Annotated in this window: 19 protein-coding genes and 1 riboswitch; of the genes, 5 read left to right on the plus strand and 14 right to left on the minus strand. The window is 61.2% G+C overall.

The genetic code is table 11. The features are described from left to right. Nucleotides 1–43 precede the first annotated feature (43 nt). From L7A20_RS03325 to L7A20_RS03365, 9 genes are all read right to left on the minus strand, one after another. Nucleotides 44–1,498 carry an alanine/glycine:cation symporter family protein gene (locus L7A20_RS03325; RefSeq protein ID WP_237222396.1) on the minus strand — a complete coding sequence of 485 codons (1,455 nt, stop codon included), beginning with the start codon at nt 1,496–1,498 and terminating at the stop codon, nt 44–46. A gap of 150 nt (nt 1,499–1,648) precedes the next feature. Continuing rightward, entirely contained in the window at nt 1,649–2,734 is a 1,086-nt protein-coding gene (locus L7A20_RS03330; RefSeq protein WP_423817420.1) for an LLM class flavin-dependent oxidoreductase, read from the minus strand. Between the two features lie 189 nt (nt 2,735–2,923). Continuing rightward, nucleotides 2,924–3,349 carry a heat shock protein transcriptional repressor HspR gene (locus L7A20_RS03335; RefSeq protein ID WP_237207531.1) on the minus strand — a complete coding sequence of 142 codons (426 nt, stop codon included), beginning with the start codon at nt 3,347–3,349 and terminating at the stop codon, nt 2,924–2,926. Between the two features lie 2 nt (nt 3,350–3,351). Next, nucleotides 3,352–4,344 carry a DnaJ C-terminal domain-containing protein gene (locus L7A20_RS03340; protein ID WP_237222397.1) on the minus strand — a complete coding sequence of 331 codons (993 nt, stop codon included), beginning with the start codon at nt 4,342–4,344 and terminating at the stop codon, nt 3,352–3,354. Nucleotides 4,345–4,447: 103 nt separating this feature from the next. Next, nucleotides 4,448–5,053: a nucleotide exchange factor GrpE gene (locus L7A20_RS03345; protein WP_237222398.1), complete on the minus strand. Its 606-nt coding sequence runs from the start codon at nt 5,051–5,053 to the stop codon at nt 4,448–4,450. Between the two features lie 2 nt (nt 5,054–5,055). After that, nucleotides 5,056–6,903, minus strand: a complete 1,848-nt coding sequence (gene dnaK, locus L7A20_RS03350; protein WP_237222399.1) for a molecular chaperone DnaK — start codon at nt 6,901–6,903, stop codon at nt 5,056–5,058. A 315-nt stretch (nt 6,904–7,218) separates the two neighbouring features. Further along, a complete protein-coding gene (locus tag L7A20_RS03355; RefSeq protein ID WP_237222400.1) occupies nt 7,219–7,896 on the minus strand; it encodes a hypothetical protein in 678 nt (225 codons plus the stop codon). A 103-nt stretch (nt 7,897–7,999) separates the two neighbouring features. Next, nucleotides 8,000–8,860 (minus strand): hypothetical protein, encoded by an 861-nt coding sequence (locus L7A20_RS03360; RefSeq protein ID WP_237222401.1) that lies wholly within the window; start codon nt 8,858–8,860, stop codon nt 8,000–8,002. Then, nucleotides 8,860–9,285: a hypothetical protein gene (locus L7A20_RS03365; protein ID WP_237222402.1), complete on the minus strand. Its 426-nt coding sequence runs from the start codon at nt 9,283–9,285 to the stop codon at nt 8,860–8,862. Before L7A20_RS03365 ends, L7A20_RS03360 begins: the two co-directional genes overlap by 1 nt. 302 nt (nt 9,286–9,587) lie before the next feature. Between L7A20_RS03365 and L7A20_RS03370 the strand changes: the two genes are divergently transcribed. The 3 genes from L7A20_RS03370 (at nt 9,588) to L7A20_RS03380 (ending at nt 12,075) form a co-directional block, all read left to right on the plus strand. Next, a complete protein-coding gene (locus L7A20_RS03370) occupies nt 9,588–10,061 on the plus strand; it encodes a low molecular weight protein-tyrosine-phosphatase (RefSeq protein ID WP_237222403.1) in 474 nt (157 codons plus the stop codon). Between the two features lie 57 nt (nt 10,062–10,118). After that, nucleotides 10,119–10,733, plus strand: coding sequence for a hypothetical protein (locus tag L7A20_RS03375; protein ID WP_237222404.1), 615 nt, complete (start codon nt 10,119–10,121; stop codon nt 10,731–10,733). Nucleotides 10,734–10,845: 112 nt separating this feature from the next. Continuing rightward, nucleotides 10,846–12,075, plus strand: coding sequence for a multidrug effflux MFS transporter (locus tag L7A20_RS03380; protein WP_237222405.1), 1,230 nt, complete (start codon nt 10,846–10,848; stop codon nt 12,073–12,075). Between the two features lie 18 nt (nt 12,076–12,093). On the opposite strand, the gene L7A20_RS03385 is transcribed toward L7A20_RS03380, so the two are convergent. The 4 genes from L7A20_RS03385 to L7A20_RS03400 form a co-directional block, all read right to left on the minus strand. After that, nucleotides 12,094–12,975: an aminotransferase class IV gene (locus tag L7A20_RS03385; RefSeq protein WP_237222406.1), complete on the minus strand. Its 882-nt coding sequence runs from the start codon at nt 12,973–12,975 to the stop codon at nt 12,094–12,096. Nucleotides 12,976–13,219: 244 nt separating this feature from the next. Beyond that, the gene (locus L7A20_RS03390; RefSeq protein WP_237222407.1) at nt 13,220–14,020 is read right to left on the minus strand and encodes an energy-coupling factor transporter transmembrane component T family protein; all 801 of its coding nucleotides are present in this window, start codon (nt 14,018–14,020) and stop codon (nt 13,220–13,222) included. Then, nucleotides 14,010–15,608: an ABC transporter ATP-binding protein gene (locus tag L7A20_RS03395; protein ID WP_237222408.1), complete on the minus strand. Its 1,599-nt coding sequence runs from the start codon at nt 15,606–15,608 to the stop codon at nt 14,010–14,012. The genes L7A20_RS03390 and L7A20_RS03395 overlap by 11 nt, the downstream gene beginning before the upstream one ends. Before the next feature lie 15 nt (nt 15,609–15,623). Beyond that, on the minus strand, nt 15,624–16,244 hold the full coding sequence (locus L7A20_RS03400; protein ID WP_237205708.1) for an ECF transporter S component: 621 nt from the start codon (nt 16,242–16,244) through the stop codon (nt 15,624–15,626). Nucleotides 16,245–16,299: 55 nt separating this feature from the next. Continuing rightward, a riboswitch (TPP riboswitch) is annotated at nt 16,300–16,404 on the minus strand. 178 nt (nt 16,405–16,582) lie between these two features. Here L7A20_RS03400 and L7A20_RS03405 point away from each other — a divergent pair. Beyond that, entirely contained in the window at nt 16,583–16,846 is a 264-nt protein-coding gene (locus L7A20_RS03405; RefSeq protein WP_237222409.1) for a DUF4235 domain-containing protein, read from the plus strand. A gap of 126 nt (nt 16,847–16,972) precedes the next feature. Continuing rightward, nucleotides 16,973–18,280, plus strand: a complete 1,308-nt coding sequence (locus L7A20_RS03410; RefSeq protein ID WP_237222410.1) for an MFS transporter — start codon at nt 16,973–16,975, stop codon at nt 18,278–18,280. 12 nt (nt 18,281–18,292) lie between these two features. Here the strand turns inward: L7A20_RS03410 and L7A20_RS03415 are convergent, their stop codons facing one another. Next, the gene (locus tag L7A20_RS03415) at nt 18,293–19,495 is read right to left on the minus strand and encodes a hypothetical protein (RefSeq protein WP_237222411.1); all 1,203 of its coding nucleotides are present in this window, start codon (nt 19,493–19,495) and stop codon (nt 18,293–18,295) included. Between the last annotated feature and the right edge of the window lie 7 nt (nt 19,496–19,502).

The following is a 19,502-nucleotide window of genomic DNA, read 5'->3' on the forward strand; positions in this document are numbered from 1 at the left end:
TAGGTGTGCGGGTACCCGCCTCTTTTATAGGTAGAGGGTCTTCTTACTGCCCCGTTTTCTCGTAGGAGTCAATCGCTCCGGGGTGCCCCTGCATAAAGGCGTCGATCTCAGCCTTAGATGCGGTGAGCTTGGGGTCGTTGGCCAGGTAGTACTTGGTCTCTCGAACGATTAGCCCCGACATGAGGAGTAGACCGATGAGGTTGGGAATGGCCATGAGTCCGTTGGCGATGTCTGAGAAGGTCCAAGCCACTGTCAGTTCCATGGTGCAACCGAAGTAGACGATCACCGCGAAGAAAAGGCGGTAGGGAGTAACGCCGCGGCGACCAAAGAGGCGCTCGATGTTGCGTTCGCCGTAGTAGGCCCAGCCCAGAATGGTGGAGTAGGCAAAGAGCACCAGGCCGATGGTCACGATCCAGCTTCCCGCGGGGCCTATTACCGAGGCAAAGGCCTGGCTGGTCATCACGGAAGCAGAGATTTGCTCGCCGGTTGCGGGGTCGCTAGCGTGCCAGATACCGGTGACAACCAGAACCAGGCCGGTACAGGAGACCACGATGATGGTGTCGATGAAGGTCTGGGTCATCGATACCATGCCCTGTCGCACCGGGTGGGTGGTCTGGGCGGCTGACGCGGCGATAGCGGCAGAGCCCATGCCGGATTCATTGGAGAAAATACCGCGGGCCACGCCGTACTGCACGGCGTACATGAGGGTGGAGCCCACAAAGCCGCCGACAGCGGAGGAGCCGGTGAAGGCGTCCGCAAAAATCTGGCCGAAGGCCGCGGGCAGGTCAGCGGCGTGCACACCCAGAATATAGAGGGCCCCGCCCACATAGAAGAGGATCATAACCGGCACGAAGGCACTGGTTACCCGCCCGATAGATTTGATACCGCCCATCAGCACGAAGAGGGTGATGAGGGCCAGCACGATGCCGGTGAGGGCTGCGGGCAGGTGGAAGGTATCTTCAAGGTTGTGGGCAATGGAGTTACCCTGGGCGGTATTGCCGATGCCGAAGGACGCCAGCACGGCGGCTACCGCGAAGAAGAGGGCTAGGAATTTGCCCAGGGGGCCTTTGATGCCGCGCTGGAGGTAGTACTGGGGGCCGCCGGAGACTTCCCCCTTGGCGTCGGTGGTGCGGTAGCGCACGCCGAGAAAGGCCTCGGAATATTTGGAAGCCATACCGAAGAGAGCCGTAATCCACATCCAGAAGAGGGCGCCGGGGCCGCCGATAGAGAGTGCGGTGGCAACACCCACGATGTTGCCGGTGCCCACGGTGGCTGCCAGGGCGGTGGTGAGGGACTGGAATTGGGAGATGTCGCCGCCGGGGGCGTCCTCGTCCTTGCGTTCGAGGAAGGCTAGCCGGTTGGCGACGGCTAGTTTTGTGAGCTGGATAAAGCCCAGCCGGATGGTGAGGTAGATACCGGTGCCGAGGAGCAGGGGTATCAGGACGAAGGGCCCCCAAATCAGGGAGCTGATCGCACTCAAGATGTCTTGGACGGTCATGTGTTTTCCTTGGGTTCGTCGCTTGGGTGAGGGAACCTGTGCGACGGGCGTGATGAAACGAGCGCCCCACCAAGCCGCATGGCCGGTGGGGCGCTCTTCTACTATATCGCCGGGGAGGGGCAGACCCTATTTGGTCTCGCCAGCTGGGGTTTAGTGACCTGCCAGCAGCTCTCGGACGCGCGGCATCACCTTGGTGCCGTAGAGTTCAATCGAGTTCATGGAGTGCTCATGGGCTAGAGCACCATTAGAGAACTTCAGATCAAAGCGGTTGATGCCCAGCTTCTTGGCGGTATCGGCAATCTTCTGGGCGACGGTTTCGGGAGAACCCACATAGAGGGCACCGTGTTCAATTTCGTGCTCAAATTCGCGCTCCCCTGCCGGACCCCAGCCGCGTTCAGCACCGATCTTGTTGCGGTTAGCGATCCAGTGTTCGCGCAGCTGATTGCGGGCTTCTTCGTCAGTCTCGGCGATGTGGCCGGGCGAGTGGACAGCAATAGGCAAATCACCATTACCTAGCTGCTCATTGGCTCGGCGGTAGAGGTCGGTGTAGGGCTTGAAGCGCTCAGCGGGGCCTCCGATGATAGCGAGCATGAGCGGGGTCTTGTACTGGGCCGCGCGGGCAACAGATTCGGGGCTGCCACCAACAGCCAGCCAGTGCTTAAGAATACCCTCGGTCTTGGGATAGATCTCCTGGTTGACCAGGGGCTCGCGGTTGCCGGGGTTCCAATTGAGAGGTTCTTGGGTGATGATTTTGGTGAAGAGGTCAAACTTCTCAGAGAAGAGGGAGTTGTAGTCTTCAAGCTTGTAGCCGAAGAGGGGGAAGGACTCGGTGAAGGAGCCGCGGCCCAGTACGGCTTCGGCGCGGCCCTTGCTGAGGGCGTTGATGGTGGCGAAGCGCTGGTAGACGCGGATGGGGTCGTCAGAGGAGAGGACGGTGACGGCCGAACCTAGGTGGATGCGCTCTGTGGAGGTTGCCAGGCCCGCCAGGATGGTGTCGGGGGCGCTGACGGCGTAGTCGGGACGGTGGTGCTCACCGATACCGAAGAAGTCAACGCCGACACGGTCGGCCAGCTGGCCCTGCTCAAGGACATTGCGAATCACCTGGGCGTGGTGCAGGCGGTTGCCTGCCAGGTCGGCGGTGGTGTCGCCGAAGGTGTCTAGCCCCATCTGGAAGGCGGTGTTATCAACGCTGGGCAGGCTGGGGCGCAGGTCGGGGGCGGTGCTGATGCTGGTCATTTCGTTTACCTTTCGGTGCTGTGTTGATCGTTTACAGGAGGTTCAACATCAGCCTATATTACTTTATTCCGAAAGTTTTTTGTGGTGCTGTGGTCAGCCCATGTCTTGAATGTAGCGATGGTTGCCATCAGCGCGAATCTCTTTCGCGCTGATGGCAACCATCGCTACAGCCAAGACCGAGGGGCGGACTTAGCGCGGCCGGTAGAGCACCACGGCCTGGGAGGTCTGGCGGGCAGCAGGACGCTTGCCCCGAGCCAGGTGCACAGCCCCACCTGAGGTTCCGGCAGCAAAGATGCGAGAGTTCTCCTGCAGACGGTTGCGCAGGGCCTCATTTTCAGCCTGCAGCTCGCCCATGCGGGCTCGCAGGGCCTCCACCTGGTTCTCCAGCTGCATGATACGTTTGATACCCTCGAGCGAGACGCCGGACTGGGAGAGCTCCTGAATCTCCTGGAGTTTCTGCACGTCGCGCTCGGAGTAGCGGCGGGCCCGCCCCGGTGCGCGCTGGGGCTGCACCAGCCCTAGCCGGTCGTACTGGCGCAGGGTCTGCGGGTGCATACCGGCCAGTTCGGCAGCTACAGAGATAACGAAGACCGGGCGGTCAGATTCGAGAGCCATTCTTAGTCACCAGCTTTCCTCAGCAGGTCCTCACGGGGGTTGGCCTGCGGCGCAACCGCGAAGAAGGCGTCGAGAGCTGCCTCAGCTTCGGGTGTGAGGTTAGTGGGCAGCTGCACCTCAGGGATAACCAGCATATCGCCGGTGCCCTTCTTGGTCACGAAGCCGCGGCCCTTAGCACGCAGCTTACGCCCGGCCGGTGAACCGGCAGCCAGGCGGAGTTTGACGCTCCCGCCGTCGAGGGTGGGGGCCTCAATCACGCCGCCCTTGACGGCTTCTTCCAGGGTGACGGGCACACGCACGAGCAGGTTATCACCCTCGCGGTCAAAGACGGGGTGGGAGTCCACGCGGACGGTGACGATCAGGTCCCCTGCCCCACCAGCACCGGGGTGCCCCTTACCGCGGGCACGGATTTTCTGGCCGTCCTTGACGCCGCGCGGCAGGCGAACCTTGGTCTGGGATCCGCCAGGGCGGAAGACCGAGACCTCAGCGCCGTCGTAGGCCTGCTGGATGGTGATGCGGGCGCTGGTGGTGGCGTCCTCACCCTTGGGGGCTGAGAAGCCACCACCGGGGAAGCCACCCGCACCGCCAGGGAAACTGCCGGCGGAGCGTCCGGCCCCGCCAAAGCCACCACCACCAAACATGCCGCCGAGCAGGTCTTCGATGTTGATACCGCCAGCGCCGCCGCTGGTGGAGTAGCTGAAGTTGCCGCCGCCGGGGAAACCACCCGGGAAGCCGCCACCAGCCCCGCCGAATCCGGCAGCGCCGTACTTACGGATCTGGTCGTATTCTTCCTTCTGCTTGGGGTCTGAGAGTACGTCGTAGGCTTCTGAGACTTCCTTGAATTTCTTCTCAGCGGCCTCGTCACCGGGGTTCTGGTCGGGGTGGTACTTGCGGGCCAGCTTGCGGTAGGCCTTCTTGATATCTGCCTCGGAGGAATCCTCGGCTACGCCTAGTACCTTATAAAAATCTTGATGGAGCCAGTTTTCGCTCGCCATATGCCTCTCCTTCCGAGGTAGATCGTGTCTCTTTTAGGGGTGATGGTGATAGAAGGGGCGGGCACCCAGCCTGACGTATCAGGCCGGGTGCCCGCCCGCGTCCTTATTCTGCTACCGCTACGGCTACCTGGGCGGTGCGGACCACGCGGTCCTTCACCTTGTAACCGTTGCGCAGGACCATGGAGACTGAGTCAGGCTCAACCTCGCTGGTGGGCTGCTGCAGTACAGCCTCGTGCACCTGGGGGTTGAAGGGTTCGCCAACCTCACCGAATCGCTCAAGGCCCTGCTTGGTCAGGGTTTCTTCGAGCTTATTGGCAATCGCGGCGAAGGGGCCTTCTTCAAGGTCGCCGTGCTTGCGGGCGGCATCGATATCGTCGATGACGGGCAGCAGGGCGGCAACCAGGTCGGCGATAACGAAATCGCGTAGCTGGTCCTTTTCCTTGGCGGTGCGGTTCTTGTAGTTGGTGAACTCGGCCTGAAGGCGGCGCAGATCCTCGAGACGCTCGGCGGCCAGGGCCGCGTCAGCGCTCTCAGCTGCCTCTGCACTTTCGCCAGCCTCGGCTGCGGCAGAATCCTCATCTGCCGCAGCGTCAGCAGCTACACCTTCGGGCTCGGGGTGGCCTTCAGCAGCCGGGGCGGCGAAGGCTTCCTCCAGAGGGTCGGCGCCCTCGGGCTGGTTATCTACGGGCTCGTTGGTGTTCTCAGCCATGATTAGTTCTTCTTCTCGTCTTCTTCATCGATTACTTCGGCGTCAACGACGTCGTCGTCCTCAGCCTTGGTGCCCTCACCGGCTGCTGCATCTGCCTGAGCCTGAGCATAGAGAGCCTCGCCCAGCTTGGTCTGAGATGCCTGCAGCTTCTCGAAAGCGGCCTTGACGGCGTCATCGTCTTCACCTTCGAGGGCAGCCTTCAGGGCGTCAACGTCGGCCTGAACCTCGGTCTTGACGTCCTCGGGCAGCTTCTCGTCGTTGTCCTTGATGAGCTTCTCGATGGAGTAGGCGGTGTTCTCAGCAGCGTTGCGGGTCTCGGCTGCCTCGCGGCGGGCCTTGTCCTGCTCGGCGTGAGCCTCGGCGTCCTTGACCATGCGGTCGATGTCTTCCTTGGAGAGGGAGGTGCCGCCGGTGATGGTCATGGACTGCTCGGTGCCGGTGCCCTTGTCCTTAGCTGAGACGTGCACGATGCCGTTGGCGTCGATGTCGAAGGTAACTTCGATCTGGGGGACGCCGCGGGGCGCGGGTGCGATGCCGGTCAGTTCGAAGGTGCCCAGGTTCTTGTTGTCGCGGGTGAACTCACGCTCGCCCTGGAAGACCTGAATCGATACTGAGGGCTGGTTGTCTTCAGCGGTGGTGAAGGTTTCAGAGCGCTTGGTGGGGATCGCAGTGTTGCGCTCGATCAGCTTGGTCATCACGCCGCCCTTGGTTTCGATACCGAGGGAGAGGGGGGTGACGTCGATGAGCAGGACGTCCTTGCGCTCACCCTTCAGCACGCCTGCCTGCAGGGCTGCACCCATGGCAACAACCTCGTCGGGGTTGACGCCCTTGTTGGGTTCGCGGCCACCGGAGAGTTCCTTGACGACCTCGGTGACGGCGGGCATACGGGTGGAGCCACCAACCAGCACGATGTGGGCGATGTCGGAAACCTTGACGCCGGCTTCAGAGATGACATCGTTGAAGGGCTTCTTGGTGCGCTCGATCAGGTCTGCGGTCATGTCCTGGAACTTGGCGCGGGTCAGCTTTTCATCCAGGTGGATGGGGCCCTCGGGGGTGACGGACAGGTACTGCAGGGAGATGTTGGTGGAGGTTGCTGAGGACAGTTCCTTCTTGGCCTGTTCTGCTGCTTCACGCAGACGCTGCAGGGCGATCTTGTCCTTGGACAGGTCAGCGCCGGTCTTGGACTTGACCTGCTCCAGCAGGAAGTCGACGATGCGCTGGTCCCAGTCGTCGCCGCCCAGGCGGTTGTCGCCGGAGGTTGCGCGGACCTGGATGGTGGAGAAGCCGTCTTCGTCCTTGCCAACTTCGAGCAGGGAGACGTCGAAGGTGCCGCCGCCGAGGTCGAAGACCAGGATCAGTTCGTCTTCGTTACCTTTGTCGAGGCCGTAGGCCAGGGCTGCTGCGGTGGGTTCGTTAACGATACGCAGGACGTTGAGGCCCGCGATTTCGCCGGCTTCCTTGGTGGCCTGACGTTCGGCGTCGTTGAAGTAGGCGGGGACGGTGATGACGGCGTCGGTGACCTTGTCGTTCAGGTAGGCTTCAGCGTCGCCCTTGAGCTTCATGAGGGTACGGGCTGAGATTTCCTGGGCGGTGTATGCCTTGCCGTCGATGTCCTGGGTCCAGGTGGTGCCCATGTGGCGCTTGACGGAGGCGATGGTGCGGTCGACGTTGGTGACGGCCTGGCGCTTGGCGACGTCACCGACTAGAACTTCGCCGTCCTTTGAGAAAGCTACGACGGAGGGGGTGGTGCGGGCGCCTTCTGCGTTGGCAATGACGACGGGTTCGCCGCCTTCGAGGACTGATACAACTGAGTTGGTAGTACCGAGGTCAATACCTACTGCACGTGACATATTTACTCCTTATGGTTTGGTTATCTGTACATCTTTCAAACAAGTTGAGTCGTGCAGGCTCAACTCGTTTGTCTTGATATCTAGTTTGCCACGTTTTGAGCAGAAGTCAACAGAGTTGAGTCAAAAAGACTCAACTTTTTTGCGCAGTCAGAGTTTAAGCTAGTGGGGAGTAGACGGACGCCCACCCCGCCCTTGCAAGGCAAAGGCGGGTGGCGGCGTCCGCACCTTTTAAAATCCTGAAAGTGAACACAAAAAAAGTCGGCACCCCGCAACAAGGGGGTACCGACAGATCTGATACTTCGGAGACTCTACGTCTTAGTTGAGCACAGCTTCCTTACCATTGAAGGTATCGAGCAGGCTGGCCTTAAGGCTCTCTTCAGCGTTCATACCTACAGCCATCCAGTTCTCTCCATAGGTAACCCAGCCGTCTTCAAAGTCAGACTGAGAAAATTCAGCAACCTGATTCTCATCAACTGAAGCACCGTTGACGTAGAACCCCATAATGAGGGGCGAAGAATCGTCAATAGCCATCATGCCTTCAAAGCTGCTCAAGTCAGCCGGGGAGCAAATATAAATATTGACATCTTCAGGGGCAACACCCAGATCGGTAGCCCCCTGTTGCTTAGTCTCTTCAAGAGCTGACTCCAAGATGGTGTCACCGCTATCAGCACAGACAGAGGCGGCAGAGCCTGCTGTGGCTTCCTGCATCCCTTCCTTAAACTTGTCGTAGCTGGAGACCTTACTCGACCCACCAAACGCGCCAGTCAGGAAGATTCCAGCCAGAATAGCTATGGCAATACCGATAGCCATCAGGCCGCCGATGAGCAGACCCATGTTTCTCTTTTTCGGGTCAGCGGGAGGTTGGGGCATAGGGCCGCCGATAAGAGTATCGGGTGCCTGGGTGCCGGGCGCAGGCTGTGGGACCCCCTGGGCGGACGCCGCCTGACCTGCACCAGGGAGGTTGGGCTCAGGGTTTGTAGGCTGCTGAGTCATGGCAATCTCATCCTTCATACAGATAGTGTGTGTCCTAGCCAACTTTACCGGCGAAAATGGTCAGCTTGATTATATTTCGCGCGGTGTTTGCGTTTTCCCTGTACTATCTCTGGACTTCTTTGCCGTCAGTTTCGAGCTCGGCCCTCCTGCGCTTAGATTTTTTCCCATTACGTACAGCCAGAATTGCAGCGACTATTCCGATGACGAGAGGAACCCAGGCTTTGGAGTATTCCATAAGAAAAAGCAGCCAGTCCGGTGGAGTAATAGTAGGCCAGGGGACGCGCCAGGAAGGAACGGGCAGACTTATCTGGGGTGGGGCAGGCAGGGAAAGAGTAAATTCTGGGACAGGCAGGGCTATCTGGGGCGCATTTATATCGGGAAGACGTTCGACTAGCCACTGCACTACCCTACCCAGCACAGGCATAAGCACCAGCATGGCGAGAAACCAGGCAGAGCGGCCCAAACCGAACAGCAAGGGCAAAACAAACCGTCGAGAGGGGCTTCTTTCAAGCGCCTCACGGTAGGCTTCTGACCGGCTACCGGCTGGCACGTCGAGCTCGACATATTCCTTAGCTGTCCCATGTTTATAGGCCACGACCAGCAGCTCATCCAGAAAGTTTGTGGTGAGTTTAAGCTGGGGGTCTGTGGGAACAGCGGTCTTAGCCCGGGAGAACTTTCCGTCTAGAAGGTTCTTCTTGAGTGCAATGCTGGTAGGAGTATGGTCATACCGGCCCACTACTTCACCGTCAACGAGCACCCTCACCCGTTGCTTAGGCCGGTCGATACGTTCGGCGATACGTTCACGGATCTTTGCCCCTACCGGAGACTCGTTAAGGGCGTGCAGTGACTTCTCGTCTGGTTTTTTGATAGGCCAGTCCGGGTCGATCTCGATGAATTCGGCATCAGATCCACGCTCCAGAAGCAGATGCCCTGCCACAGGGTGGTGCAGTTCCCAGCGGAGCATTACTCTTTCCCTCCAGAGCCTTCTTTACCCTCGGAACTTGTACCCCACTCGTCCGCAAATTTTTTGTGCCAGGGGCTGACTGACACGATATAGATGATGATTACCGCCCAAACGTACCAGCCCGCTCCGTCCGGATAAAAAAGCCTGGAAGCCAGCCACATACAGGCTGCGGCCAACAGGCAGAAAGTGAGATTAGGTCGGTAGGTTGCCGCATCGTAGGCGGCAAGAATCGCAAGGACGAGTGGGGTGCCGACCAGAATCGAAGTAATCACCACTTGCTCAGGCGCAGTCAGCGCTAGAACCCAGGGCGCAAGAATGAAAATGAGCGGTAGAGCGGCAAGAGCTAGGCGGTTACCCCTGCTGCGGCGAGGTTTAGGGGTCTGTTCCTCAGGGCGGTCGTCGTTGACTGTTGTGCTGGTACTCATGTCACCCATTATAGGCAGTACGCAAAAGCCCCGCAGGTGTGTGGCCTGCAGGGCTTTTGTCATCTCGAAAGAACTCAAGAAACTGAGTGTCTGGTGCTACTCTTCTCAGTTCACTGCTGTATGAACCGGGCAAACCTTCTTGCCTAAGAGCCACCATCAAGTGTGTGTACCTGTAAGACTATACACAGGTTGCCCTTATTTTTCCGCCTTAGAGCGAACTTTTTACCACTTTTTATTCAGCTTCTCTGCCCGCCCACCTTTCCCGAAAGCTTCATGGGAACATAGTGAGCATGTATCGAATCATGACTGTATGCACCGGAAATATCTGCCGCTCCCCCATGGGCGAGTACCTTATCAAACAAGCTGCCGCCCAAGCCGGGCTCGCCGTAGAAGTCGCTTCCAGCGGCATTTCCAATGAGGAAGAGGGCAATCCCATCGATCGTCGAGCCAAGAAGGTGCTCGATGAGCTCAACATCAATACCGGCTCCCACCGAGCCCAGCAGTTCACCCGGGCCGATTTTGACCGCTACGACCTGCTTCTAGCCATGGACACCAACCATTACCGGGCGCTTAAGCGTATGGCCCCTAACGACGAGGCAGCGGCCAAGGTTAGGCTCATGCGCGAGTTCGACCCGCCTGTCGCAGACCAGCCCCTTGACCGGCTGGGCATCTACGACCCCTGGTACGGCGATATGAGCGACTTCTACGAGACCTTCCAGATGATTCGGGACGCCGTGCCCGGAGTCATCGAGCAGGTCCAGACCCACAGCAGTTAACCTGTGCCGGGTAAGCGGGCAGGGGCGCCCCGGTGCGGTAGCCTGAGGGCAGTAGTTATGGCAAAGGCGAAGGAGGCCGGGGTGCTTGAGCTAACGGGGCTAGATTCGCTCGGTGAGGTGGTGGCACAGGCCCACCAGCAGGTGCGGGGTGAGCGGCCGCTGCTGGTGGCGATTGACGGACGCAGCGGGTCGGGTAAAACCACCCTGGCTGCTGAGCTGGCTACCTGGTTGAGCAAGCGAGGTATCGCGGCCGAGGTCTTTCATCTAGAAGACCTCTATCAGGGCTGGAGCGGGCTGGCCCAAGCTGCCCTGGTATGGCAGCAGCTTGCCGAGGCCGTGGCGGACGGACGCGCCAGCTCCCCCGAGACTACCCCGCACTGGTTTGGCTGGGATTGGGGTAGCTCTCAGGCAACCGGCCCGCACCCCTTTACCGCTGCCCAGCAGGCGGCGGGCGGCGCGCTCATCGCTGAGGGGGTAGGGGCCCTGACCGGTACCCACGATGTGGGTGTTTTCGTGGAGCTTGATACCGCGCGCCGCAGGCAGCGGGCCCTAGTCCGGGACGGAGAAACCTACCGCCCCTACTGGGACATGTGGGCAGAACAAGAAGCCGACCTGCTGGCAGCCTACGCGAGCGCCTATGCGGGGGCGGGCGTCCGCTATGTTCAGCGGTAGGTCATATTTTTTCATTTCTGCAACATCACATTAGTTTCCCTATCAAATAAGAAACCAGTGGGCGTAGAATGGACGGGTTGAAAACCGCCCCTCAGAGGAAGGCCCACCACCGATGACCTCAGCCGCCGCACCCGATCGGGGCCTACCACCGATTGCAATTATTACCCTGGCGTCGCTCACGGCTGTGGGCCCGCTCGCCATTGATATGTACCTGGCAGCACTCCCGGCTATCGCGGTTGATCTGGGTACCACCACCGCTTACGCCCAGCTCACCCTGACCGCCTTCATGGTGGGCATGGGCACCGGGCAGTTTATCGTGGGGCCGCTTTCAGACAAGACCGGGCGCCGTCTGCCCCTGCTTATCGGTGTAACCCTCTGTGCCCTCTCGGCCCTGGTCTGCGTTTTCGCCCCTACCGTTGAACTCTTCATCGCGGCCCGTTTCGTGATGGGCTTTACCGGCTCCATCGGCATGGTGCTAGCCCGCGCTATCGTGGCCGATTCCACCAGCGGTCTGCAGACCGCCCGCCTGATGGGCATCATGATGATGATCAACGGTATCGCCCCGGTCGCCGCCCCGCTCATCGGCGGCTTCGTGCTGGCTCACGGTACCTGGCGCGATATTTTCAAGGTTATTAGCGTCATTATCGCTATTTCCCTGGTGCTGGTTCTCTTTTTCATCAAGGAGTCCCTACCGGCAGACAAGCGCCGCACCGGCTCCCTGCTCTCAGCCTATGCCGGCATTATTGAGGTGGCCCGAATCCGCCGCTACCGGGGGTTCATGCTGACCATGGTGCTGGCCTTCGGTGCCCTCTTTAGCTATATCTCCGGCTCGCCCTACCTGCTGCAAAACGTCATGGGTCTGAGCGAAACCCACTTCACATACGTCTTTGGCCTGAATTCCCTGGCCATCGTCCTTGCCTCCACCGTGATGACCTCCCTGGTAGGCAAGATTGCCCTGCGCAAGCTCCTCGTCGTTGGCACCAGCTCCCTGCTGACCGTCAGCCTGCTCCTGCTGGGCTACTTCCTACTGGGCACCCCCTCGCTTGTCCCCACCATGGTTCTGCTGTTTGCCTTCACAGCCTCGGTCGGCATGGTCTTTGGTAACGCCTCAGCCCTGGCGCTCGGCGAAGCCCGCCATATTGCGGGCTCCGCGAGCGCCCTGCTCGGCACCGTACAGGCTCTGATGGGAGGCCTAGCTTCTCCCCTGGTTGCCCTGGGCGGTAGCAGCGCCTACCTGCCCATGGCCTGCGCGATGGTGGGGTTTGCGGCCCTCAGCGCTCTGAGCCTGGCCACTACCCCGCGAGCCGAGAGCGACTACGCGACCGACCGACCCAAGCCCTAGCGAGTATCTACCCCACCGTTAACCGCGCGCCAGATAGCCCAGCAGTTCTTCGGTCAGTTCCTTATCGGTGGCCACGGGGGTTCCGTTAAGGTGGGTAACCGGCGCCAGTAGACGCACCGAGGACGCCAGCCACACGGCGTCCGCCTCCAGCAGGTCCTGGGGGTAGAGGGGCCCGTAGCCGAGCTCCCACCCGGCGGCGCGAGCACCCGCAAAGATAGCGCCCTGGGTTGTGCCGGGCAGAATACCGTGGGCCGGTTCGGGAGTGTAGAGCACCTTCTTCTGCCCCTCGGTCTTGGCAACGATCACCGAGGAGGTTGCCCCCTCAAGAATGCGGCGGTCGTCGGTCACCCAGATGGCGTCGTCCGCACCGTGTTTGCCCACATAGCGCAGTACCGACATGTTGATGGCGTAGGAGAGGGTCTTGGCTCCGGCCAGGAGCCAGGGATAGGCAGAGTCTTCGGCCGGGTCGTGGCCGCGCGGCAGGAGCATAGCTCGCACCCCCTGCTCGCGCTGACGCAGAATCGTGGGTGAGGACGGGGCCACGGTCACCCAGGCGTGGGGGCCGGCTTCAACGGTACCGCGAGAGATGATGATTTTGACGGTGTGCTCTTCACCCAGCACGGTCTGGGGCCCCTGGGCAGCGGCGTCGACGGCTAGCTGCACGGCAGCCCGCAGGTTATCTTCAGCGGGCAGGGGCAGGTCGAGTAGGCGGGCGGAACCGGCCAGGCGAGTCAGGTGGGCTTCAAATTTACGGACGCGGCGGTTAGCGGCCAGCATGGTTTCAAAGACGCCGTCGCCACGGGTCAGCCCCTGGTCTTCGATGTTGATGAGGGGGGCGGTGGCGTCAGCCAGCTCACCGGCGGGGTTTTCTTTGGTTAGCATCACAACGGTTGTAGTCATACTTCCAAGCCTAACCCTTAACGCTGATGCTCCCGCGGCAACCTGGCGTTAGGGGCTGCGGGGCGGGAGCACCTGATGCGAGCACCGCGTACGATGCGAGCGTTCTTCGAGCCCTCTGGTCGGAGGCTCGGAGTCGTTGGCCCGAGGTCATCCAGCGTGGGGCCTGGTGACCGGGTACACGCTTTCACTCTAACGCGGGCGGTGGGGCTTTCTCAAAGATTTTTGGACTTTTTAGGTCATATTTTTACTGCCACACCCAGGTGAGGGTGCCAGCAAGGCCCGATGTCACGTAGCCGATGATGAGCGTTCCCAGACAGCACAGCAGGAAGGTTGAATCGTCCCTGCTGTAGACGGGAACGCGGGCCCAGGTGCGGGGCCCGGCACCGAAACCGCGAGCTTCCATGGTGACAGCCAGGCGGGTGCCCCGTCGGATAGCCTGCACCAGCAGGGCGAAGGTCTGCCCGGCCAGGGTGCGGACGCGGCGGAGCAGGGAGTCGCTTGCCCCTAGCCCGCGGGCCCGCCGTGCCTGCCTCAGGGTGTGCCATTCACTGAACATGAGCCCTAGCAGGCGCAGGGCGGCCAGGGCGGCCAGGACGAAGCGGGCCGGTAGTTTAGCCGTCTGCGCTAGGGAGTCGCCCAGGTGGGTGGGGTCGGTGGTGGTGATGAGCAGGAGGCTGGGCAAGATTAGGGCCAGGCCACGAACCATCAGGGAGATCCCCATGGCAAGGGAGTCGGTGGTAATCCAGATGAACCCCATCTGGAGTACCGTCTCCCCCGTTTTATCGGCGATCAGCGAGGTGGACCAGCCGGTGAGCAGGGTGCCAATCAGCAGGGGCCAGAAACGGGCCAGCAGGGCGAACGGCTGCACACCCCAGGCTTTGAGCAGGACCAGTTCAAGTGCCAAGATGGCCAGTGAGGTGCCCCAGTCTTTAATCAGGAGCAAGCCGATCGACAGCAGAAAGGTAGCCAGGAGCTTGGTACCGGCGTTGAGTTGTCCGGCGCGGCTACGATGGGCCGGGCCAAGGGCAAAAAGATCAAGAGCCATGAGTGGGTTCCGCTTTCTGCAGAGTCAGACGCCTACCGCCCAGGGCAGCGACATAGTCAATGTCGTGGGTTACCGAAATAACGGTGAGCCCGCGGTCGAGCAATTCCCTAATGAGGGTGACCAGCTCAGCCCAGGTGGTGGCGTCCTGCCCGAAGGTAGGTTCATCGAGCACCAGCACGGCAGGTTCAGTAGCAAGAGCGGTAGCCACCGATAAGCGCCGTTTCTCGCCGCCTGAGAGGGTGAAGGGGTTGGCATCGGCCAGGTGGGTCAGACGCAGTCGGGCAAGCAGCTGATCGGTGCGGGCCGCCAGCTGGGCTTCATCAAGATTTTCTCTGCGGACGCGGGCCAGGTGCCTGGGGCCAAACTCCAGCTCAGCACGCACCGTGGGGGCCAGAAACTGCTGTTCCGGCTCTTGAAAGACCAGGCCGATACGGTCAGCCAGTTCAGCAGCCGGCCAGCTCGCAGGGTCGCTCACCCGGTGACGCTCTGACAGGGAACCGGTCAAAGCCTCATGGGCCAGAACCTGCCCGCCTGCGGGGTAGAGCAGGCCAGCCAGGGTCAGGGCCAGGGTCGATTTACCGGCCCCGTTGGGCCCGAGCAGGGCCAGATGCTCCCCGGCCGCTAGGGTCAGGTTGATTCCCTGGGCAACGACCGGCAGGTTAAGGGCGGGCACCTGCCCCGCGGCGATAGCGCGGGAGCGCTCCTTCCGCTGACGGCGGGTTGGCAACTGGCGAGTAATGCTGAGGTCACGGGCCTCAAGGAGCAAGCTCTTGCGAGCGCCCCCGGAGCCGGGGCTGGCGTCCGCTCCCTGCTCCTGACGAGGCGGGTGGGGCAGGTAGCCGGGCACCCAGACCCCACCGGCAATGAGCTGCTCGCGGGCTTGGTCAAGCACCTGCTGAGGGGGCCCATCATGGCTGATTCCGCCCTTGGCGTCCAGGACCAGGATGCGGTCTACGTGTTCAGCCCAGATTCCCACTCGGTGTTCAATCACCAGCAGGGTTGCCCCCGATGCTGCGGCGGCAGCAAGGACGGCGTCGCGCACCTCCAGCACGCCGGCAGGATCGAGGTTGGCGGTGGGTTCATCGAGCAGCAGGGCGCCAGGGTGCATGGCCAAAATTCCGGCCAGGCCCAGTCGCTGTTTCTGGCCACCAGACAAAGCGGACGTAGAGCGGTCAAGGGGCAGGTTTCCTAGCCCCACAGCGTCGAGGGCCCACTGCACGCGCCCCCAAATCTCCTCCCGGGGCACGCCCAGGTTTTCGGGGCCGAAAGCAACATCGTCACCCACGCGAGCTAGCACCACCGAGCTTTCGGGGTCCTGCTGCATAAGCCCACAGACCCCGCGAACCTCGGTGGGCGCCTGCCCGTTAACGGTCAGCTCACCTAGCTGGGTCTCGCCGTCCTCATCAACTAGCAGGCCAGCCATAGCGTGCAGGAGAGTGGATTTACCGGCACCTGATGGGCCCACCAGGAGCACCTTCTGCCCCGGGGGGATCTCGAAGTCCAGCCCCGAAAAAGCGGGGTCGGCCCGCCCGGGGTGATGCCAGCCGAATCCACGGGCCACAAAACGGGCCCCCTGCTCTACCTGCACGCGTCCGCTCCCGCCCTAAGCCCGGGGGCTGGGTGAAGCGGCACGACGGCGACTACGATTGCGGCCTGCCGCCAGGGAGTCCAGCACACCGGTCGTTACCAGGGCGCGGGTGAGCAGCCAGGAGACCAGACCAGCGAGCAGGGTACCTGAGATAATGCCGCACACCGCGTAGGTGACAGCCTTGGAGCCCTCAAAAACGCCCGCATAGTAGATGAAAAGCTCAGAGATGCTCATGAAAGCCCCGGCAGAAGCACCGGCCAGCAGGGCAGTGCCCAGGTTCCAGACCCGGTAGGCAAAGAGCAGGAAAACCAACTCGGTGCCCAAGCCCTGAATAATGCCGGAAAGAATGATGGCCACAGAGTAGCTACTGCCCAGCAGCATAGAGATCACCGCAGCCAGAAGCTCGGTATAGAGGGCAGCGCCGGGCTTGCGGATGATGTAGCCACCCAGGACGCCCGCAATCAGCCAGGTGCCGCCCACCAGGGAAGCGTACTCGGGGGCTAGGGCCAGGGCAGTTTGAGCCATGTTGTAGCCACCATTGTTCCAGGCCCAGAACAGAACGGCGCAGGCAACCGCCAGCACAGAAGCAACAACAATATCGTTAACGCGCCATGTCAGCGCAGCTTTCTTAGACATAAAGCCTTCCTTTGGTGTGATACAGCAAAGGGGGCATGCACCGGCAGGCAAAGACCTGCCGCTCTTTTCGACTCCCTAGCGCCGGTACTAACCGGATCAGGTTCGAGGGTCTGCGTGTGCACTCTCAGCGCCCCGTGCGGGCGCTCCCCTGTCGTTTCCGCCGTGGGCGGACGTTCCTTCTGAACGCCTTTGTAGTATAGGCAGGTCAGAGAAGCAAAGAAAAGATACAAAGTTTTATGACAGACGCAGCTGCCAACTGCCCACATTTACACAGTACTGATAGTGTTAGTGCCAGCAGCTCTCTCTAGAGCATCCACCAGCTACCGAAAGGGAACCTCATGAACCCCCTCATCAAGATCGCAGGAACCGCCGCTTCACTCGGCGGCGTGGCCCTCTCCAACAAGATTCTGAGCGCCACCTGGACCAAGATCACCGGCAACGAACCCCCCGCAAACAACCCCGATGACGATGAGCGCTGGCGCGACATCATCCTCTGGTCTTTGATTACCGGCCTGGTCGGCACCATCATCAAGGTCAGCATCACCCGCGCCCAGCACAAGATTGAGGCAAAGGCTGGCTCCGGCTCCCAGGCTGAGGTCTAAACCTAGCTGACAGACCTTCACCCAAGGCTGGTTCCCTTCTTCACTGAAGGGGACCAGCCTTTACTTTTACCCTGACTTAACCGTTTCACGGGCCCAAAGCGGGGGTCGGGCCGATAGCATATAGCCATGACCACACCAGCACCCGGTAGCCCCGGCACCACCGCCCCGGCCTCCCGCTCCACTTTCCTAGCCTGGACCCTCTGGGACGTGGGCAACGCCAGCTTCAACGCGATCATGACGACCTTCGTCTTCACGGTCTACCTCACCAGCTCCAGCTTTGGCAGCACCGAGCACACCTCGGCCGTCCTCTCCGCCGGTCTCACCATCGCAGGTTTCTTCATCGCTCTACTTGCCCCGCTCTCGGGCCAGCGGGCCGATGTGACCGGCCGCCGCGGCCTCTGGCTGACCGTCAACAGCCTGCTCCTGGTGCTTCTGATGGCCCTGTGCTTCTTCGTAGCCCCCTCCCCCGACTACCTTATCTGGGGTGTGGCCCTGCTGGCCCTGGGCAACCTGGTCAATGAGTTCGCCGTGGTCAACTACAACGCTATCCTGCCCACTATCTCTACCCGAGATACCATCGGCAAAATGAGCGGAACCGGCTGGGCAGCTGGCTACTTTGGCGGCATTATAGCCCTGCTCCTTGTGCTCGTGGGGTTCATCTCCCCCGGTCTGATAGGTATTACGGAGGACGGCGCCCTCAACGTCCGCGCCGTGGCCCTCTTCTCGGCGGCCTGGGCTCTAGTGTTCTCCCTGCCCCTGATTCTCAAGGTGCGCTCCCTGCCGCAGGCGGTGCGTCCGGACGCCCCCCGTACCGGCGTTCTCGCCTCCTACAAACAGCTTTTTGCCACCGTCGTCAGGCTCTACCGGCAGGCCCCCACGACCCTCTACTTCCTGGTGTCGTCCGCTGTTTTCCGCGACGGCCTCAACGGTATCTTTACCTTCGGCGGCATCCTCGCGGCGGGTTCCTTCGGCTTTAGCACCAACCAGGTGATTATCTTTGCCATCTTCGGCAACATCGTGGCAGGGGCAGGGGCCATGCTGGGCGGTTTCTTCGACGACCGTTTTGGCCCCAAACGCGTCATTATCTTCTCGCTGGTAGCCCTCATCGCAGTAGCCGTCCCCCTGCTGGTCTGGCCGTCCACCACCATGTTCTGGGTCTGCGGCCTCGCCCTGTGCGCCTTTGTCGGCCCGGCCCAGTCAGCGGCTCGATCCTATCTGGGTCGCCTGGTCGAGGAAGGCCAGGAAGGTGAAATCTACGGGCTCTACTCCACCACCGGCCGTGCAGCCAGCTTCCTGGCCCCCGCCCTCTTCGGCATCTTCGTCACCCTCATGGGCAGCCAGATTTGGGGCATCGTCGGCATCATCATCGTGCTCCTGGCCGGCCTGCTCCTGATGATTCCCATTAAGGACCCGCAGGTGGCCGCAGGGAAGTAAGCCCTGACCGGCCTAGGTTCGGGTATCGGGGAGCGGGGCGTCCTCAGGGGCATCAGGTTGGCGGATAACTTTGAGCATCTGCCCGTCGACCATGCCCCGCAGGGCCGTGTCAAAGTCAAGGCGGGCGATGTCCCCGTAGAGCTCAATCATGGCCTCGTAAATATCGTCTGCACGCTGGGGGGTCTCTAAGAAAGACCAAATATCCCAACCGATGATAGAGATACGTGAGAGCCTACCTGATGTGGTGAGCAAGAAGCTATCCTCCACCGCCAGGCCCTCGGTGCCAGCTACCCGCTGATAAAGATTTTCGCTACTTAGCCCATCAGTGACAGGTTCAGGAGTACACAGGTACTCGAAATCTGGGGTAAGCGGCGGGATATCCAGCTGCCCCGCAAGTAGGTCTCGGAAGAAAGGGAGCGTCTCAGTAATCTCGCTGTAGGTCAGTTTGATAGCTCCACCCACGCGGTTGATGAGACGGGCCAGCTCCCCCAACCCTTGCGGCATCTGCTGCACCCCGGACGACTGTAAGATAATCGCAAAAAGGGCATCATCTAGCGGAAGGCGTTCCCAACTCACCGGCGCCTTCCCGGTCTTATCCCGGTCAAGAATCACCAGGTGCGAGAGAGTATAGGTGCTACCGGGCGCAGCGACCTTGAGACCCCGTTGAGCCGGGTCATACTGCACCTTCGGAGCATGTGCCGTCTCTATCACCGAGAGGGGCTTGGGGTAGGGCATAATGCTCAGATCATCGATGTTGATCACGGCTGTCTCATCGCTGAGATAAGCAAGGGAAGCACCCAGGACGCTGGCTGCGGTGGTCTTGCCGGTGCCAGAAGCAGCTACCAGCCCCACGGCTTGCCCACTCTCAGCGTCTCCTAGCACAGCTGCATGCAGCAGATGTTTACTACCTGCATGAGCCTTGAGCAGGTGCATCGTCACATGTACCGTCAGACGCTCTGCGGCAAGCGCTTCGTCTGAACTGTCAATGGAAGTCAGCTCAAGAGCCTGCGGGTAGGCTTCTAGAACCTCAGTGGAAGGACGCTGGCTCAGCACGACCAGACGGACGTCCTCCGCATCGGCATCCGCGACGGGGTCAATAATCTGCGGTGCAAGGGACCCCCAGGCACGTAAGGAGTCCTCCCAGAGCCGGTCCGACGCGTCCTCAAAGACCACCAGCACCGGAACGTCTGCGGGGTGAAGCAACAGGCCGCGCATGAGGGGG

It is taken from the genome of Rothia nasimurium (assembly GCF_928381415.1).
Lineage (GTDB): Bacteria > Actinomycetota > Actinomycetes > Actinomycetales > Micrococcaceae > Rothia > Rothia nasimurium_H.

Bases quoted from the DNA above. Each gene is read 5' to 3' on its own strand.
- L7A20_RS03325 (WP_237222396.1), bottom strand. From the start codon at position 1,498: ATGACCGTCCAAGACATCTTGAGTGCGATCAGCTCCCTGATTTGGGGG.
- L7A20_RS03330 (WP_423817420.1), bottom strand. From the start codon at position 2,734: ATGACCAGCATCAGCACCGCCCCCGACCTGCGCCCCAGCCTGCCCAGC.
- L7A20_RS03335 (WP_237207531.1), bottom strand. From the start codon at position 3,349: ATGGCTCTCGAATCTGACCGCCCGGTCTTCGTTATCTCTGTAGCTGCC.
- L7A20_RS03340 (WP_237222397.1), bottom strand. From the start codon at position 4,344: ATGGCGAGCGAAAACTGGCTCCATCAAGATTTTTATAAGGTACTAGGC.
- L7A20_RS03345 (WP_237222398.1), bottom strand. From the start codon at position 5,053: ATGGCTGAGAACACCAACGAGCCCGTAGATAACCAGCCCGAGGGCGCC.
- dnaK (WP_237222399.1), bottom strand. From the start codon at position 6,903: ATGTCACGTGCAGTAGGTATTGACCTCGGTACTACCAACTCAGTTGTA.
- L7A20_RS03355 (WP_237222400.1), bottom strand. From the start codon at position 7,896: ATGACTCAGCAGCCTACAAACCCTGAGCCCAACCTCCCTGGTGCAGGT.
- L7A20_RS03360 (WP_237222401.1), bottom strand. From the start codon at position 8,860: ATGCTCCGCTGGGAACTGCACCACCCTGTGGCAGGGCATCTGCTTCTG.
- L7A20_RS03365 (WP_237222402.1), bottom strand. From the start codon at position 9,285: ATGAGTACCAGCACAACAGTCAACGACGACCGCCCTGAGGAACAGACC.
- L7A20_RS03370 (WP_237222403.1), top strand. From the start codon at position 9,588: ATGACTGTATGCACCGGAAATATCTGCCGCTCCCCCATGGGCGAGTAC.
- L7A20_RS03375 (WP_237222404.1), top strand. From the start codon at position 10,119: ATGGCAAAGGCGAAGGAGGCCGGGGTGCTTGAGCTAACGGGGCTAGAT.
- L7A20_RS03380 (WP_237222405.1), top strand. From the start codon at position 10,846: ATGACCTCAGCCGCCGCACCCGATCGGGGCCTACCACCGATTGCAATT.
- L7A20_RS03385 (WP_237222406.1), bottom strand. From the start codon at position 12,975: ATGACTACAACCGTTGTGATGCTAACCAAAGAAAACCCCGCCGGTGAG.
- L7A20_RS03390 (WP_237222407.1), bottom strand. From the start codon at position 14,020: ATGGCTCTTGATCTTTTTGCCCTTGGCCCGGCCCATCGTAGCCGCGCC.
- L7A20_RS03400 (WP_237205708.1), bottom strand. From the start codon at position 16,244: ATGTCTAAGAAAGCTGCGCTGACATGGCGCGTTAACGATATTGTTGTT.
- L7A20_RS03405 (WP_237222409.1), top strand. From the start codon at position 16,583: ATGAACCCCCTCATCAAGATCGCAGGAACCGCCGCTTCACTCGGCGGC.
- L7A20_RS03410 (WP_237222410.1), top strand. From the start codon at position 16,973: ATGACCACACCAGCACCCGGTAGCCCCGGCACCACCGCCCCGGCCTCC.
- L7A20_RS03415 (WP_237222411.1), bottom strand. From the start codon at position 19,495: ATGCGCGGCCTGTTGCTTCACCCCGCAGACGTTCCGGTGCTGGTGGTC.